Source organism: Fictibacillus sp. WQ 8-8, assembly GCF_024494405.1.
GTDB classification, from domain to species: domain Bacteria; phylum Bacillota; class Bacilli; order Bacillales; family Fictibacillaceae; genus Fictibacillus_C; species Fictibacillus_C marinisediminis.
The window spans coordinates 740,281-757,558 of record NZ_JAMXKG010000003.1 but is presented as its reverse complement, the minus strand read 5'-3'; the positions used below and the strand labels follow the sequence as shown (position 1 = coordinate 757,558).

The window sequence follows — 17,278 nt, the reverse complement described above, 5'->3', positions numbered from 1 at the left end:
TTTTTACCATTTATTTTTTCATATCTGCTTCAAACTTTTTGAACTCTTTATCCGTTTTAGGAACCATAAGGCTTCCGTCCTGGATTTTCTTTTTGTACTCATCAACTTTTGCCAATGCTTCTTTCGTTACATTGTCTTTGTGAGGAGCAATTCCTACACCGTCTTCATTAAGACCGAATTCAACTACTTTTCCGCCAGGGAATTTTCCATCCATCGTATCCTTTGAAACTTGTTCAACAGCTTTGTCTACACGCTTGACCATTGAAGTCAATGTTACATCCTCAGGCATACCTTCTTCGTGCTGATCGCGGTCAACACCGATAACCCAAACTTTTTCACCATTCTTAGCTCGGTTCTTCGCTTCGGTAAATACACCTTTACCTGTTCCGCCAGCTGCATGGTAGATAATGTCTGCGCCTTTTCCGTAGAACGTGTTAGCGATCGCTTGGCCTTTTTCAGCTTTGTTAAAGTCACCAGCGTATTGAACAAAGATTTCGGCTTTTGGATTTGCCGTCTTTACTCCGGCTTTAAATCCGTTTTCAAACTTTTTGATTAATTCACTGTCCACGCCGCCGACAAAACCGACTTTGTTCGTTTTTGTCTGCATTCCAGCAATTAGGCCGACAAGGAATGAACCTTCGTTCTCTTTAAAAGTGATGCTCGCAACGTTCTTTTCAGGAACAACCATATCAACAAGTGCAAGGTGTCCGTTCGGCTGCTGCTTTGCCACTTTTTGGATATCCTGTGCCATCAAGAATCCGATTCCGTAAACAAGATCAAATTTTTCCCTAACTAATGAATTCAGGTTGGGAGCGTAATCACTTGCAGAGGATGATTGAAGATATTTGAAGTCTGTACCTTTTTTAAGATCGTTATCTTTACCGAACTTTTGAAGCCCTTCCCAAGCAGATTGGTTAAAGGACTTATCGTCAACACCGCCAGTGTCTGTTACCATCGCCACTTTAAATGCATCTTTTTTGCCGCCGCCAGTTGACTTTTCGCCTTCATCCTTACCACAGGCAGAAAGCAATGTGCCGGCTGCTAAAGCTAGACTTAATAAAACTCCAGTTCTCTTTTTCAATTCTTTTTCCCCCTATTTTTTTATGCGAATAACACTTGTAACACATTGAACAACGGTGTTGCACATCACCCCCTAAAAATGATAGACAGCTATAAGCGCTTTCTTACGACTGTAAAGTTAAATTTATCAGCTCTAAAGTAATTACAGGAATAAAGAACAGGCTCATCATTCTGATCATAGTGCATCTGTTTTAAAACGAGAAGAGCCGCTTCCTCAGGACATTCCAGGATCTCCGAAATCCGCTCATGGAAGCCTAGGGGTTCAATGTTTGTTACCGCATACATTACACGCTTGCCGGCTTCTTTTTCAAGCATTTCAAGCATGGAGAGGTACTTATGCTGTGATTCAGATGGCATATAAACTGCGGGTATATGGTCGATGCAATAAACAACAGGTTCACCATCAGCCGTTCTTACCCTTTCAACAACATTGATTTCTTGGTCTTCTGCAAGATTAAACTTATTCTTCAAGTCATCAGCTGCTGGAATGACGACGGAGGAGACGAAGACGGTGGAAGCCTTCTTGCCTGCTCGCTCAATCATGTCCGTCACACTGAAGAGTTCTTCAATACCAGAGGAAAAGAGTGCTCTGGTCCTGACGAAGGTTCCCACTCCATGTTTTCTGATCAGAACATTTTCGTCTTCAAGAATGCGGAGCGCTTCTCTTAATGTAGCTCTGCTGATGCCCAGCTGTTTAGAAAGCTCAAATTCTGACGGGAGTTTCTCGCCTTCTTCGTAAGTGCCGTTCTCAATGTCGGCTTTCAGTTTCTCAATAACTTTTAAATACAGCAGACGATGATCCGTCTTAATGGACACGTTGTTATTCACCTCTATGACAACCAAAACCAATAACAATTTACTGTTTTTCAGTGTAATGTTTATTTGACAAATATTTAAAATAATCGACATAAATATATCATTTTTATCTGTAGAAATAAATACTATTTTTAGAGATTTTTTTAAAACCAAGAATAAACGCATTATTCAGATAAATAAGCATAAAAAAACAGAACCCTTTTTAAGGGTTCTGTTAAGAGTTTGATGCTTGATTCTGTTCGGGAAGTGAGGTAAGCAGAACCTCTCTCGGCTTGCTGCCCTCATAAGGCCCGATGATACCTTTTGCCTCCATCGCATCCACCAGCCGGGCGGCACGAGAGTACCCGATACGAAAGCGTCTCTGCAGCATAGAAACGGATGCTGTCTGCATGTCGACGACTAGCTTTACGGCTTCAGGAAACAGATCATCCTCCACTTCCATGGTAACTTGTGCTTCTTCAGTTGGAATCATCTCTTTTTGGTATTGCGCTTTTTGCTGTGATATTACAAACTCGACAATCTTTTCTACTTCTTGATCCGAAAGAAAAGCTCCCTGAATCCTGGTCGGTTTGGATGCACCTGAAGGCAGGAAGAGCATGTCGCCTCGGCCCAGCAGCTTTTCAGCGCCGCCCATATCCAATATGGTCCTAGAATCAGTCTGTGAAGAGACACTGAAAGCGATGCGTGAAGGAATATTCGCTTTAATGATTCCTGTGATAACATCAACAGAAGGTCTCTGCGTAGCAATGATCAGGTGGATTCCTGCAGCACGAGCCATCTGGGCAAGGCGGATGATCGCATCCTCGACATCTCCTGAAGCAACCATCATCAAATCTGCCAGCTCGTCCACAATGACTACGATATAAGGCAAGGAAGGCTGTTTTGCCCCGCTCTCATTGTTCTGTCTTTTAATACTGTCGTTGTACCCTTCTATGTTTCGTGTACCGCTATGGGAGAACAGTTCATAACGCCTTTCCATCTCACTTACGACCCTTTTTAAAGCTTGTGCAGCTTTTTTCGGCTCTGTAACAACAGGGGCCAGCAAATGAGGGACGCCATTGTACACGTTCAGTTCTACCATCTTTGGATCGATCATCATCATCTTGACTTCATGAGGCTTCGCCCGCATCAAGATGCTTGTTATAATACCGTTGATACATACGCTTTTCCCGCTTCCTGTTGCTCCTGCAACAAGAAGATGGGGCATTCTCGAAAGCTCTGCGAAAATCGGTTCGCCCGAGATATCACGCCCGAGACCAATCGCCAGTCTGGAGGTTTGTTTCTGATACTGGCTGGATTCAAGTACTTCTCTTAAAGTAACAGTAGCTACTTCTTGGTTGGGAACCTCGATACCAACAGCTGACTTTCCAGGTATCGGTGCCTCAATCCTAATGTCTTTAGCAGCAAGGGCTAGGGCTATATCGTCCGCCAAGTTGACGATTTTGCTGACTTTCACGCCCACATCAGGATATACTTCATACTTCGTAACAGCAGGACCAAGATGGACTTTCAGCACTCTTGCTTTTACCCCGAAGCTCTCAAATGTCTTCTCAAGTTTTTTAGCATTGCTTTTACTTGCTGCGTACTGCCTTTCTTTATGCTGGCCAGTAGCAGCTGGCCGGACTAAGAGGTCCATGGAAGGAAGTGCATAGTTTTCATTATGTTCTTCTTCTGTCTGTTCAAAGCTTGCTTGCAATCCTGCCGGTAAAGAATCTTCTTGTTTTTTTTCTGTCTTCTCATTTTTCTCTTCATGAAACCCTTTTGAGCCAAATTTCAGCTGTACGGCAGAACTCTCGTCGCGGTCCAAGTTCCTGGTAAAATCCTCAATGATCGGCTCATAATCTTCGTCTGCAGGCTTATGTTCTCCTTGCTGCTCATCAATTTTAGGCGCTTCTTTTTTAGATGTTCGTTTTTCGCTTTTCCTCTGGTTGTTTTTTAATTCTTGTGTTTTAGTCTGCAGAGATTCGTATGTATGAGAAAAAAAGTTGCCGGCTGCCTCTACGATTTTTGAAATGACACCTGACAGTGATTTTCCTGTGATGAGAATCAGAGAAATAATCATAACAAAGACAAGAATGACGCCAGAGCCCTGTACTCCGAACAAAAAGTGAAACATTGCAAAACCGACTGATCCGATCATTCCGCCTCCGAGATCTGCCTCTGGCGTGTTCCCTGACAGCTGTGACCAATAGATCTCCCAAGTATTCCTGATGACAGACGTATCTGCCCATCTCCCCTGCTTTGAAAGTAGAGAAAATAATTTCAGATGGCTAAGAATGAGCATCGATATGTAGAACAAATAAAATCCCGCAAGCCTTTTTCCCCAAACCGGCGGAGTCTTGCGTTTCCAGATTAAATAGACTGACACGGCCAGCGTTCCGACGAGAAGCACTCCGTACCATTCGCCACTGAAGAATCTGAGAAACTGTACAAAAGCCAGTCCTACTTTTCCCATTCGGGCCAAAGCAAGCATCGTTAAAGCAAGCAAAAGAAGGCCTGCAAGTTCATAGCTTAATTGTTCTTTCCAAGCTGACGTTTTTTTCGAAGCTTTTTTATTCCTTTTCGCCATTCTTTCACCTCTTAACTAAACCAAGTAAAGCAGCCGCTTGAGGGCTGCTTTTGTTCTTTATTATATCACAGGACCTAGCCTGTTTACTATCGCTTTAGAAATGGCCTGCTCTTAGAATTTGGCCCGGGCAGCAGTCGGCATTCATAAAATGGGCAGGATCAGTGCTGATCACCCGTACCACTTTATATTCCATTGGGGAGATCTGCTCCACAAGTACCGGAATATCGTTATAAAGCATGGTGGATTGAACGCTGTTTTCCGCTGATTGCCCTTCCTGTCCTTCAGGAAACATAAGTTCATGGGGCATGAGTGTATACCAGGTCATTGGATCACCTCAAGTCCTTCATCCGGTTTTTCTCGGTGCTGCTCCATCAGTTCGTTCAGCTTCGCGATCGCCTGGCCGACACCGCCGACTTCATTGATTAGTCCATCATTGACAGCATCTTTTCCAATCACATTCGTTCCGATATCCCTGGTTAAGTTTCCTTTAGAAAACATGAGTTCTTTAAATTTTTCTTCGGTTATTTCTGAATGTGAGGTAACGAAATTGATGACCCTTTCCTGCATCTTATCGAGATATTCAAACGTTTGAGGCACCCCGATAACCAGCCCGGTTAGCCTGACAGGATGAATTGTCATCGTTGCGGTTTTTGCAATGAAGGAATAATTTGCTGAAACAGCTATCGGCACTCCAATCGAATGCCCACCTCCAAGAACGAGTGAAACGGAAGGCTTGGAAAGCGAGGCGATCATTTCAGAGATGGCAAGACCTGCTTCAACGTCCCCTCCCACCGTATTTAAGATAATCAGCAGCCCTTCAATCTTCGGGTTTTGCTCGATTGCAACCAATTGAGGGATCAGATGCTCATACTTCGTTGTTTTGTTGTTCGGCGGAAGCTGAACATGTCCTTCTATCTGGCCTACAATCGTAAGGCAGTGGATACTTGAGCCTTCCATCTGCGGAACGTTTGTTTGTCCGAGTGACTGCAGTTTATTTACGAGACTGTTCTGATCCGGATTGTTGTCAGGCAATGACGGCTGTTTTGGTTCTTGTTCCTGATTCATACGAATAACCCCCTTATGCTTGTTCAGCATTTTCTTTTAGTATGAACGCTGGGGTTATTTTCATTCTGCATAAAAAAATGCCTGCAGACTGCAGGCATCAGATTTCCATAATAATCGGCATAATCATCGGCCGACGGCGTGTTTTATCAAATAAATAATGACTCAGTGAGTCGCGCATGTTTGATTTTAATGAGGACCAGTCCTTCACTTTCTCCTGCATGCATTTATCGAGCACTTCTGTAACGAGTTTATTGGCTTCCTTAAGCAGTTCCTCACTCTCACGAACGTATACGAATCCGCGGGAAATGATTTCAGGACCTGAGATGATCTGATTGGATGCCCTGCTGATCGTAACGACAACAACCAATATTCCGTCCTGAGACAAAAGCTTTCGGTCACGGAGCACAATGTTTCCGATATCTCCTACACCAAGACCATCTACAAGAACATTCCCAGCAGGAACTTTTCCTGTGCGTTTAGCAAGACCATCCGCAAATTCAACTACTTCCCCTTTTTCAAGGATAAAAATATTTTCAGCTTCAACGCCAACTTGAAGGGCAAGATTTTGATGCGCTTTTTGCATTTTATATTCACCATGTACAGGGATAAAATATTTCGGCTTCATCAAGCTAAGCATCAATTTTAATTCTTCCTGACTGCCATGTCCGGAAACGTGAACTTTGCGCTGCCCGAAAATTACATCGGCGCCCGTACGCATCAATAAGTCTACAATTCGCGCTACAGAGCGCTCGTTGCCCGGAATCGGAGTGGCTGCAATCACCACAGTATCTGTATGGCGGATCGCAATCTGTTTATGGGCTTTATGCGCCATGCGCGACAAAGCTGCCATCTGTTCTCCTTGACTGCCCGTTGTTAAAATAACAATACGGTCTTCCGCATAGTTATTCATCTGATCAATAGAAATGACACTGTCTTTCTCGATTTTCAGATACCCTAGATCAGAAGCGATATCAACAACCTTTACCATGCTTCTGCCGGTAATCACAATTTTCTTGTTGGTTTTGGCAGCTGCAGTAAAGATCTGCTGGATCCGGTGGACATTGGATGCAAAGGAAGCAATGATGATTCGGCCTTTTGCTTCGGCAAACACATTATCGATCTCATAACCGACCGATTTTTCAGAGCCGGTCATTCCAGGCCTTTCCGCATTTGTGCTGTCTGAAAGCATACATAATACACCTTTGCTGCTCAGCTCAGCGATTTTGCCAAAATCCGTATGCTTTCCATCAATCGGAGACTGGTCAATTTTAAAGTCTCCTGTATTCACGATGACTCCCTGCGGCGTGTGAACGGCAATGCCGACGGAATCAGGAATACTGTGGTTCGTGCCAAAGAAAGTAACTTTATACTCTCCAAAGTCAAGGACGGATTCTGAACTTACTAAGTGGGTTTGAGTGCTCTTATGAAGTCCAGCTTCTTTCAGCTTTGCTTCTACAAGCCCAAGGGTAAGCTTCGTTCCGTAAACAGGAACAGGAAGCTGCTTTAAAATAAAAGGAAGGCCGCCGATGTGGTCTTCGTGTGCATGGGTCAGAAAAATCCCCTTCACCCTGTCCTTATTCTGGACAAGATAGGTAATATCAGGGATCACGATATCGATGCCAAGCATCTCCTCCTGAGGAAACATTAATCCTGCATCCAGGACAAAGATATCTTCACCCGCTTCGACCACATACATGTTTTTGCCTATTTCGCCAATACCGCCCAGGGCAAAAACTTTAATCTTTTCGCTATTTTGTTGTTTCGTTGTCAATGTAATAATCCTCCTAGTTGATGTGTTTATGTATTCTCCGTTCACGTCACTTGAATTCATTATAGCTTATGTTCGAAAGCGAATACAAGATAAAGAAGGCAAGGCTTATGTTTTTATCAGTCGATGTTTCACTTATGTACGGCGTGAAATGTGCTGGAACTCCCTATGTGATTGAAAATCAACAAAAAGACAAAAAAACAAGCGGCACTCTGGCCGCTTGCTTACAATGAGGAATGCATGATACGGGATAACGATTCCCGCTGCTCCTGGTTCAATGGCAATAAAGGAAGACGAACGCTTCCGACATCGAGGCCCTTTAGCTGAAGAGCTGTTTTAACAGGAGCAGGGCTTGGCGCTTTGAACATCTCATCCATTATCGGGAGAAGCTTTCTATGAAGCTTTGCCGCTTCCTGCACATTGCCTTCTTTAAAAGCCGAAATCATTTCCTGCATTTCGTTTCCGATCACATGGGAAGCGACAGAAATGATTCCTGCCCCTCCAATGGAAAGCACAGGTAGTGTGATTCCGTCATCGCCGCTGAAAAGCAGGAATTCTTCAGATGTTTCTTCAATGATCCGGCTCATCTCACCCAAGTCGCCGCCAGCATCTTTTATAGCAACAACGTTTGGAATCTTTGAAAGCTCAATAACAGTATCAGCTGCAATACTAACGACCGTACGGCCTGGAACATTATAAACCAAAATCGGGAGGCTGGTTTCTGCTGCAATGGCTTTAAAATGGGCGATGATGCCATCCTGGCTCGGTTTATTATAATAAGGTGCCACGATCATAATGGCATCGACTCCGGCTTGTTCTGCCTTTTTTGTCAGATCGATGGACGCTTTTGTATTATTGCTTCCTGTACCTGCAATGACAGGTACCCTTTTATCAACAACTTTTACGACGTGCCTGAACAGGGCGATCTTTTCTTCAGTTGATAATGTCGGTGACTCCCCTGTTGTACCTGCCACAACGAGGCTTTCTGTTCCGTTCTGAATTAAATAATTGACCAGCTTTGTCGTTTTGCTGAAATCAATATTTCCTTTACTGTCGAACGGGGTAACCATGGCTGTACTAATATTTCCAAAATGCATCTCGATCAGCTCCTTAAATCTTGCAATGTCCACTAAGTATCTTTTTTTTAATGATTTGGCGAGTTTAATCCCTTGGAATGGATTTTATCTAATTCAAATGCTCTATGCAAAGCATTTACCGCCTTAACCATGTCATCCTGTCTGACGAGCACCCAAATGGTTGTATGCGAGTCGGCTGACTGCAGAATCTGAATGTTTTCATCTACCAGCGCTTCTACGATCTTAGCCGTGACGCCGGGAACCCCTGACATCCCCGCCCCTACTGCAGAAACTTTAGCGCAGCTCCTTGTGATCTCCGGAGAATAACCGAGATCGTTCAGGACTTTCTCCGCATGTTCAGCCATATTTTCCATTACAGTATACACTACACCTTTAGGGCTGATATTGAAAAAGTCTACTGAAATTTGTTCTTTGGCCATCGCTTTAAAGACCTTTGTATGGTGGTCATATTGTGAGTCTTTAGCTAATACTTTGATTTGCGTAACACCGGGAACATGCGCGATCCCGGTGATCACATGATCCTGAACATCCCGTCCTTCTGCTCCTTTTGATGTAGCTGAGGTGACCAGGGTACCCGGAAGATCCGAATACGTCGAGCGGATCCGTAATGGAACCTTTGCCTGCATAGCGATCTCCACCGCACGAGGATGGATGACTTTTGCTCCCTGATAGGCCATGTTGCAAATTTCATTGTACGTGACAACAGAAAGAGGCACAGCTTCTTTTACAATCCGAGGATCAGCTGTCATTACTCCTTCAACATCAGTAAAAATATCAATATATTCAGCTCCGAGTGCAGCACCAAGCGCGGATGCGGATGTATCACTGCCTCCTCGTCCGAGCGTTGTTACATCACCTGAGGCAGATTCTCCTTGAAATCCAGCCACAACGACAGCATCATGTGAATCAAGCATGGACCGCAGCCTGTCACATTGCATATCTGTAATCCTTGCATTCTTATGTTCATCATTTGTCCTGAAGCCCGCCTGTGATCCTGTCAAGGCAGCAGAGGAGATTTCTTTTGTTTTTAAAAGGTTGGAAAATACAACAGAAGAGATGATTTCTCCACAAGAAAGAAGCAGATCATACTCTCTGCTTTCCACTTGGTGACCAGTAGCCCCTATCAGGCTTAGAAGTGTATCCGTTGCATACGGATCACCTGAACGCCCCATCGCCGATACGACACAGACGACCTTATATCCGTCAGCAACTGCCCTTTTGACATGTTCGGCCGCAAGTTCCCTGCCGGTATTGTCTTTTAAGGATGTGCCGCCAAATTTTTGTATGATTATCTTCATGAAGTTAGCACCTTCTTTGATTAGTTCAGCAATTCAAGCTTAATAAGGCTTTCTGCAATCTGCACTGAGTTCCAGGCTGCTCCTTTTAAGAGGTTGTCAGAAACAATCCACAGATGGAATGCGTTATTGCGGTCTAAGTCTCTTCTGATTCTTCCGACAAAAACGTCATTTTTGCCTACACAATGAGCAGGCATAGGATAGATTTGATTTTGAGGATCGTCTTGCAGCGTTATGCCTTCTGAGGAAGCCATCAGATCCTTGATCTCTTCGAGTGATGATACGTTTTCCCCTAATTCAACATAAACCGATTCAGAGTGGCCCGTCTCAACCGGGAGCCTGACACAAGTGGCAGCCACTTCTAGTTGAGGCATATGCATAATTTTTTTCGTTTCATTGATCATTTTCATTTCTTCAAAGGTATAGCCATTTTCCTGAAACTTATCAATCTGCGGCACAGCATTAAACGCGATCTGATAGTGCTTTTCATCACTGGCACACGGCAGAATTTCTGGAGTGAACTCTTTACCGTCCAGGATATCCTGTGATTGCGACTTTAATTCTTCAATCGCTTTTGCACCTGCTCCAGAAACTGCCTGATAAGTAGATACGATGACTTTGTTCAAGCCATACTTCTCATGAAGCGGCTTTAAAGCAACAACCATCTGGATGGTCGAGCAGTTTGGATTGGCAATGATACCATTATGGTTGCGAATATCTTCTTCATTGACTTCCGGTACGACCAATGGAACATTCTCATCCATCCGGTATGCACTGGTATTGTCGATGACAACGGCTCCGCGTTTCACTGCTTCAGGAGCCAATGCTTTAGATATAGAGCCGCCTGCTGAAAACAAAGCGATGTCAACTCCTTCAAAGGCTTCCGGGAGCGCTTCTTGAATGATGACTTCTTCACCTTTATACACTGCTGTTTTGCCGGCAGACCTGCTGCTTGCAAGAAGTGATAGTTTTGCAATCGGAAAGTTTCTTTCTTCAAGCGTTTTAAGCATTTGTTGCCCAACGGCACCCGTGGCACCGACTACCGCTACATTAAATCCATTCTGAGTCATTTGACTGTATCTCCTTTTTTGTTTAATCCATAATCATTGTCATGACAGAAGGAGAAACACGAATGTTTCTCCTTTAAGTGAAACATCTTGGTTTCCCTCATTCTGATTTTAAGAGAGAATCATTTTAACAATACACATTTTATTTCACATTTTAACATACTTCCTGCTATTAGAAAGCTATTTTTAACGATTTGCTCAGCTATTCGTCCGCAGGACAGGCTGCAGCTGTTTTCCCTCTAGTGCTGCTTCAACCGTTTCTAGGAGGTAATCCATATGCGCGACGAGCGAATTTTGCTTGTGCACAGGGTCATCCTGGCCGAACGGTACAAAATAGATGTTCTTAGCCGCCATCAGCTTCATAATATTAACACCATTTAAACCGAGACCATCATTTGTAGAAATGCCGAGGACGACAGGAGATTGATTGCGCATCGTGGCTTTCGCTGCCATCAGGACCGGAGAATCGGTCATCGCATTGGCAAACTTGCTGATGGAATTGCCGGTCAAGGGAGCGATAATCATACAATCCAGCGGCGTGTTCGGACCGAAGGGCTCTGCTTTAACAATAGAATTCACGGGTTCGATTCCGGTAAGCTCTGTTATTTTTTGCAGCCATTCTTCACCCTCACCAAACCGGGTGTCTGTACTATGAACCGTATAAGTAACAAAAGGAGTTACCTTCGCCCCTTCGTCAATCAGCCTCTTGATCTGAGGAAAAACCACCTCATACGTACAATGAGAACCAGTTAAGCCAAAACCGATATGTTTTCCATTGACTTTCATCAAGCTTTCCCCTTTCGATTAACCATTTCTACCTGCATTAATTGGGAAAGGACATTTCCAAGAATCTGTCCTGCCGTCTTAGGTGCAACAATACCCGGCAATCCAGGAGCAAGGAGGGCTTTTATGCCCCTTTTTTCGGCATATTTAAAATCTGTTCCGCCGGGCTTGGAAGCCAGATCTATAATCAGCGTATGGGTTGGCATTTTTGAGATAATATCTGACGTCACAATCTGAAAAGGTATCGTATTAATGCAAACATCCGTGTCGATTACTTCTTTTTTTAAATGATCGAGATGAAAAGGTATAAAACCCATTTCACTGATCCTTGCTATATGTTCCGGTTTTCTAGCCCCCACTTTTACTTTTGCTCCAAGAGCCGCAAACACTCTTGCGACACTCATTCCGACTCTGCCGAAACCTAAGACAACCGTATTTGATTTATGAATGGTCGTGTCGGTGTTCTGAATCACCATCATAAGCGTGCCTTCCACTGTCGGAATACTGTTGTAGATGGCTACATCATCTCTTTCGAAGAGCTGAGTATGCCCCCGTCCGCTTTCTGCAATAATGCCATTCAGATAAGCATTCGTTATACCTGAATACACATGGCAATGCTTCGGGGTCTTCTTTAAATGTGCGGAAGTAAGTACAATACTTTTATTTGAGAAAATGGTATCAATTTCACCATTTGGACCTGTGCCATTGACCGGCAGTACGATACAATCCAGTCTGGAAAAATCAACTTCTCCAATATCCATTTTCGAGGCTCCGGTAAACCCGTGATCCAGCTGATCAAACCCAACCAGTACAAGGTTGGCGCCTTGTTCAGTCAGTTTGCGGATCACCTCCAGCTGTCTGGCATCACCGCCAAATATGGCAATTTGCAAGTCAGTTAACATGCTTCCTCCCCTTTCTCTGTTGCTCCGCAAAAACAGGGGAAATCCTTGTTCATGTTCGCAACACCATCATATGAACGCATTGCCCAGATGGTGACTCTACTCACTCGGATGCAACAGTATTCAAACCATTTATTATTCAGCCTTCATTCGCCATGCTTCTCATTTACCTCAACAGTATATTCAGAAATAAAAATTGGGATTGATTAGACAACCTAATGACAAGCCCGAATTTAAGAGATTCCTTTGGAAAACGACGTAAAAAAACCTGCAGCATATGCTGCAGGCCTATTATTGCAATCCTTTTGGGAGTTCACCTGTCGGGCTGACTAACGATGCGGAACATTCATTGCTGAAGATCCGATGAATCAATGTGTCCACGCTTTCTTTTGAAACAGCATCGATCAGCTGCACCATTTCATCAAGAGAACGGTGATAGTTTAAGATCAGTTCATTCTTGCCGTTCCTGCTCATTCTGCTGTTCGTACTTTCGAGGCTGAGCATGAGGCTTCCTTTGATCTGTTCCTTCGAGTTCAATAGCTCTTTATCTGTTATACCTTTATCTTTAAGATCATCAACGATCATCAGGACTGTATTGTACAGCTCATCAAGCTGTGCCGGAGCGGTTCCTCCATAAATGGTAAACAGTCCATTGTCCCTGTATGCGGAGTGGTATGAAAAGACAGAATAAGCGAGGCCTCGCTGCTCACGGACTTCCTGGAATAGCCTGCTGCTCATGCTGGAACCGAAAATATTGTTCAAAACGATCAGCGAGAACGTATTCGGATCTTTCAAAGACAGACCCGGAAAGCCCAGGCACAGATGTGCTTGTTCTGTTTCTTTTTTTCTTGCCAGCTTTTCACTATGGAAAAACGGTGCCTGTATGTTCGAATCGGCTGGAGTGCCGGAATAACCGCCGAACAAGTTTTCGACCTCTTTAATAAAACTTTCGTCAACGTTGCCTGCTACAGAGACCACAACGTTTTCCGGTGTATAGTAATCAGCCATATAATCGCGGAGCGTTTTACCATTAAATGTATTCAAGGTATTCTCTGTCCCGAGGATCGGATACCCTAGTGAATGCTGGTGAAAGCTCGCTCTGCTTAATAGGTCATGCACGATATCATCCGGAGTATCTTCATACATTTTTATCTCTTCAAGAACGACGTTTTTCTCTTTTAAAAGTTCCTGTTCGTCGAATGTAGAGTTGAAGAACATGTCAGACAGGACATTAAGAGCCCTGGGTGCATGGGTATCGAGAACTTTGGCATAGTAACATGTATATTCTTTTGATGTAAACGCATTGACTTGGCCGCCGATGCTGTCAAATGCTTCTGCGATCTCCCTCGCACTGCGGGTTGTTGTCCCCTTGAAGAACATATGCTCCAAAAAGTGGGAAACCCCATTGTTTTCGGGAACTTCAAACCGTGATCCGGTACCGATCCAAACACCGATGGCAACGGAACGTACGGTTGGAATCTTTTCCAAGACGACTCTCACACCGTTTGGACACGAATGTCTAATAATCAAACTTATTTCCTCCTAGCTGTATTCCATCTCGATCAACCGTTCTCATAGGAACAATATACCATTAACATAACCATCATACAACAATGTTATTTTACTGGAGGTTTGGCTATCATCCGCTGTTCATTCATCAGTTCTGATACGGTTCCGATCGAATAACCTTTGGCTTTAATGCCTCCTATTATCCGTTTCAGGCCATCTGCCGTGGAAGACGTCGGATGCATGAGCACCATTGCACCAGGGTGCACTTTTTTGACTACAGATTCCGCCATCCTGCCAGGATCCGGGTTCCTCCAATCAACAGTGTCTACGGTCCAAAGAATGGTTTTCATCTTCTGCTCTGCAGCGATCTTCACGACATCATCTCTGTAGCTTCCGCTAGGCGGAGCAAACCACTTCGGTATTCTTTTTTTTCCAAGCGTTGCCTCTATCACACGGTTTGTGCTCGAGAGCTCTTCCCTGATTCGTTCATTGGTCATTTTCTTCAAATCCGGGTGGGTATACGCATGATTTCCGATCTCATGGCCTTCATCCAGGATCATTTTTGCTAGACTAGGGTTTTTCTTCACCCAGGATCCATCAAGAAAGAACGTAGAATGGACATGAGCTTCCTTCATCGTCTTCAGCAGTTTCGGCAAATATTCGTTACCCCAAGCCACATTGACCAGCAGGCTCACCATGGGCTTTTCAGGATTTCCCTTGTATATAGGGGATGGCGGCAGATCGTTCAGTTTTACTTTTGGAGGAATCTGCTTAAAAACGAGTTTCTTATCATCAATTGTTTTTAAACCTCTCATCTTTTTATAAGAAGCATCGACATCCAGTTCAACTCCGTTGTATCCCGGTACAGCCTTCCACACTCTGTCCACGGCTGCATTGATCGGCGGTTTGTTTACTTCACCGGCTTTTTTTTGCAGCTGCTCAAATAAACTGTTGTCCTGCATTTTAGACACCATTGTTGTCTGTGCTTTCATACTATCTAAATAGGTGGAGGTAAACGGGTTTTGCACCGTCCCGACAGTTACTCCAATTATTAGAATGAACATACTCACATGCAGCAGATTTCTTTTCATTGAACTCCCCTCCTGTAAAAAGGGTATGTCCAGCAATGGCTTGTTAGAACATCGCCAAATCGGTGAAAGCCATAAAAAAAAACCGGTTAAACCGGTTTTTTATTGCTCGCTGTTCTTTTGTTCTTGTTCTTTTTTCTGTTCTTTTAAAACGACTTTTCGGGAAATGTTGACACGTCCCTGGTTATCAATCTCTGTAACCTTGACGCGGATCACATCGCCTAATTTCACAACGTCTTCCACTTTTCCGATTCTTTCTTCTGCAAGTTCTGAAATATGAACCAGTCCATCTTTGCCAGCGAACAATTCAACGAAAGCACCGAACTTTTCAATTCGTTTTACTTTACCGTCATAGTACTCGCCGACTTGAACTTCACGGACCAGATCAGCAATAATTTTTTGTGCTTTCTCGTTCATGGTCTGATCAGCAGAAGCAATGAATACCGTACCATCTTGTTCGATATCTATTTTTACGCCGGTTTCTTCAATAATCTTATTAATGACTTTTCCGCTCGGCCCGATAACATCTCTGATCTTATCAGGATTGATTTTCATTGTAATAATCTTAGGTGCGTAAGCAGATAGCTCATTTCTAGGCTGATTCAGTGTTTCCATCATGGAAGAAAGAATATGCAGACGGCCATCTTTTGCTTGCGTTAACGCCTGTTCCAAAATTTCACGGTTGATACCAGAGATCTTAATATCCATTTGCAGTGCCGTTACACCTTTTGACGTACCGGCAACTTTAAAGTCCATATCTCCCAGATGGTCTTCCATTCCCTGAATATCAGTAAGAACGGTCACATCTTCTCCGTCGCTGACCAATCCCATAGCGATTCCAGCAACCGGTGCTTTAATCGGAACACCTGCATCCATCATCGCCAGGGTGCTGGCACAGATGCTCGCTTGTGAAGTTGATCCATTGGATTCAAGGACTTCAGACACAAGACGAATTGTATATGGAAAGGATTCTTCAGAAGGAATGACAGCCTCAAGTGCACGTTCCCCAAGTGCTCCATGTCCGATTTCTCTTCGACCTGGGCCCCTCATAAAGCCTGTCTCGCCGACACTGAATGGAGGGAAGTTATATTGGTGCATGAAGCGTTTTGATTCTTCAACTCCCAATCCGTCAAGCACCTGAACATCACCAAGCGCTCCAAGTGTACATACACTTAATGCTTGAGTTTGTCCGCGGGTGAACAAACCGGATCCGTGCGTGCGTGCCAGAAGGCTGACATCTGAAGACAATGGGCGGATCTCGTTGCTCTTTCTGCCGTCCGGACGAATTTTTTCCTTGAGAATTAAGCGGCGGACTTCTCCTTTAATGAGAAGCTGAAGAACTTCTTTCGCTTCATCTACTTTTTCCTCGTCAGTTTCTTCGTAATGAGCGACAACTCTATTTTTCAATTCATCAAGAGCAGTCTGTCTTTCCTGTTTATCAAAAACACTGACAGCCGCTGTTAAATCTGCAGCAATAAAGCTGCGGACTTCATCAACCAATTCCTGATCGACCTGGTGAAGCTGTATTTCCATCTTTTCTTTCCCAAGTTCCTCTACAATCTTTTCTTGGAAAGCAATCAGCTTTTTAATTTCTTCATGTGCGAACATGATTGCTTCGAGCATCACTTCCTCAGGAACTTCTTTCGCTCCTGCTTCAACCATGTTGATGGCTTCTTTCGTACCTGCCACGATTAAGTTGATATCACTTTTTTCATTTTCTTCGATTGTTGGGTTCACAACAAATTGGCCGTTAATGCGTCCGATGGTCACACCTGCAATCGGTCCTTCAAAAGGAATGTTAGATATAGATAACGCGAGAGATGATCCGATCATCGCTGCCATTTCAGAAGAACAATTCTGATCCACGCTCATTACCGTGCTCACTACTTGAACTTCATTTCTGAAGCCGTCGGCAAACAGCGGACGGATTGGACGGTCAATGAGGCGGCTGGCTAGAATCGCTTTCTCACTAGGCCTTCCTTCACGTTTAATAAACCCTCCAGGAATCTTACCAACTGCATAAAGGCGTTCTTCGTAGTTGACAGTCAGCGGGAAAAAGCTTAAATTTTTAGGCTCTTTAGAAGCTACTGCTGTAGAAAGCACAGCTGTATCTCCGTAACGTACGAATACCGCTCCGTTAGCTTGCTTTGCAAGGTTTCCAATTTCGAATGACAGTTCTCTGCCTGCCCAGTCCATAGAAAAAATACGTTTCTCTTGTTCCATTTCTTTTGGTACTCCTCTC

Annotated in this window: 14 protein-coding genes; all 14 read right to left on the bottom strand. The window is 44.0% G+C overall.

Annotated elements, in window-relative coordinates; translation table 11 throughout:
- Nucleotides 1–10: 10 nt before the first annotated feature.
- The 14 genes from M1K46_RS09275 to pnp all read right to left on the bottom strand — a co-directional run bounded on the left by M1K46_RS09275 (nucleotide 11) and on the right by pnp (nucleotide 17,259).
- Nucleotides 11–1,081 carry a BMP family lipoprotein gene (locus M1K46_RS09275; RefSeq protein WP_062231830.1) on the bottom strand — a complete coding sequence of 357 codons (1,071 nt, stop codon included), beginning with the start codon at nucleotides 1,079–1,081 and terminating at the stop codon, nucleotides 11–13.
- A gap of 89 nt (nucleotides 1,082–1,170) precedes the next feature.
- On the bottom strand, nucleotides 1,171–1,896 hold the full coding sequence (locus M1K46_RS09270) for a GntR family transcriptional regulator (RefSeq protein WP_256225804.1): 726 nt from the start codon (nucleotides 1,894–1,896) through the stop codon (nucleotides 1,171–1,173).
- Between the two features lie 214 nt (nucleotides 1,897–2,110).
- Complete coding sequence (locus M1K46_RS09265) at nucleotides 2,111–4,465, bottom strand: FtsK/SpoIIIE family DNA translocase (RefSeq protein ID WP_256225803.1); 2,355 nt, start codon at nucleotides 4,463–4,465, stop codon at nucleotides 2,111–2,113.
- A 94-nt stretch (nucleotides 4,466–4,559) separates the two neighbouring features.
- Complete coding sequence (locus M1K46_RS09260; RefSeq protein ID WP_053354441.1) at nucleotides 4,560–4,790, bottom strand: YlzJ-like family protein; 231 nt, start codon at nucleotides 4,788–4,790, stop codon at nucleotides 4,560–4,562.
- A complete protein-coding gene (locus M1K46_RS09255) occupies nucleotides 4,787–5,530 on the bottom strand; it encodes a ClpP family protease (protein ID WP_256225802.1) in 744 nt (247 codons plus the stop codon). Before M1K46_RS09255 ends, M1K46_RS09260 begins: the two co-directional genes overlap by 4 nt.
- 97 nt (nucleotides 5,531–5,627) lie before the next feature.
- The gene (locus M1K46_RS09250; protein WP_256225801.1) at nucleotides 5,628–7,301 is read right to left on the bottom strand and encodes a ribonuclease J; all 1,674 of its coding nucleotides are present in this window, start codon (nucleotides 7,299–7,301) and stop codon (nucleotides 5,628–5,630) included.
- Nucleotides 7,302–7,522: 221 nt separating this feature from the next.
- Nucleotides 7,523–8,395, bottom strand: coding sequence for a 4-hydroxy-tetrahydrodipicolinate synthase (gene dapA, locus M1K46_RS09245; RefSeq protein WP_256225800.1), 873 nt, complete (start codon nucleotides 8,393–8,395; stop codon nucleotides 7,523–7,525).
- A 47-nt stretch (nucleotides 8,396–8,442) separates the two neighbouring features.
- Nucleotides 8,443–9,693, bottom strand: coding sequence for an aspartate kinase (gene dapG, locus M1K46_RS09240; protein ID WP_062231818.1), 1,251 nt, complete (start codon nucleotides 9,691–9,693; stop codon nucleotides 8,443–8,445).
- A 20-nt stretch (nucleotides 9,694–9,713) separates the two neighbouring features.
- A complete protein-coding gene (gene asd / locus M1K46_RS09235; protein WP_091005485.1) occupies nucleotides 9,714–10,760 on the bottom strand; it encodes an aspartate-semialdehyde dehydrogenase in 1,047 nt (348 codons plus the stop codon).
- Nucleotides 10,761–10,955: 195 nt separating this feature from the next.
- A complete protein-coding gene (gene dpaB, locus M1K46_RS09230; protein WP_256225798.1) occupies nucleotides 10,956–11,543 on the bottom strand; it encodes a dipicolinate synthase subunit B in 588 nt (195 codons plus the stop codon).
- Complete coding sequence (dpaA, locus tag M1K46_RS09225) at nucleotides 11,543–12,442, bottom strand: dipicolinic acid synthetase subunit A (protein ID WP_256225797.1); 900 nt, start codon at nucleotides 12,440–12,442, stop codon at nucleotides 11,543–11,545. Before dpaA ends, dpaB begins: the two co-directional genes overlap by 1 nt.
- A gap of 288 nt (nucleotides 12,443–12,730) precedes the next feature.
- Entirely contained in the window at nucleotides 12,731–13,969 is a 1,239-nt protein-coding gene (locus tag M1K46_RS09220; protein WP_091005482.1) for a M16 family metallopeptidase, read from the bottom strand.
- Nucleotides 13,970–14,055: 86 nt separating this feature from the next.
- Complete coding sequence (locus M1K46_RS09215; RefSeq protein WP_256225796.1) at nucleotides 14,056–15,039, bottom strand: polysaccharide deacetylase family protein; 984 nt, start codon at nucleotides 15,037–15,039, stop codon at nucleotides 14,056–14,058.
- A 99-nt stretch (nucleotides 15,040–15,138) separates the two neighbouring features.
- The gene (gene pnp, locus M1K46_RS09210; protein WP_256225795.1) at nucleotides 15,139–17,259 is read right to left on the bottom strand and encodes a polyribonucleotide nucleotidyltransferase; all 2,121 of its coding nucleotides are present in this window, start codon (nucleotides 17,257–17,259) and stop codon (nucleotides 15,139–15,141) included.
- Nucleotides 17,260–17,278: the final 19 nt, after the last annotated feature.

Coding starts and splice junctions, on each gene's coding strand:
- M1K46_RS09265 (WP_256225803.1), bottom strand. CDS start 4,465: ATGGCGAAAAGGAATAAAAAAGCTTCGAAAAAAACGTCAGCTTGGAAA.
- pnp (WP_256225795.1), bottom strand. CDS start 17,259: ATGGAACAAGAGAAACGTATTTTTTCTATGGACTGGGCAGGCAGAGAA.
- dapA (WP_256225800.1), bottom strand. CDS start 8,395: ATGCATTTTGGAAATATTAGTACAGCCATGGTTACCCCGTTCGACAGT.
- M1K46_RS09260 (WP_053354441.1), bottom strand. CDS start 4,790: ATGACCTGGTATACACTCATGCCCCATGAACTTATGTTTCCTGAAGGA.
- asd (WP_091005485.1), bottom strand. CDS start 10,760: ATGACTCAGAATGGATTTAATGTAGCGGTAGTCGGTGCCACGGGTGCC.
- M1K46_RS09215 (WP_256225796.1), bottom strand. CDS start 15,039: ATGAAAAGAAATCTGCTGCATGTGAGTATGTTCATTCTAATAATTGGA.
- dapG (WP_062231818.1), bottom strand. CDS start 9,693: ATGAAGATAATCATACAAAAATTTGGCGGCACATCCTTAAAAGACAAT.
- dpaB (WP_256225798.1), bottom strand. CDS start 11,543: ATGAAAGTCAATGGAAAACATATCGGTTTTGGCTTAACTGGTTCTCAT.
- M1K46_RS09255 (WP_256225802.1), bottom strand. CDS start 5,530: ATGAATCAGGAACAAGAACCAAAACAGCCGTCATTGCCTGACAACAAT.
- dpaA (WP_256225797.1), bottom strand. CDS start 12,442: ATGTTAACTGACTTGCAAATTGCCATATTTGGCGGTGATGCCAGACAG.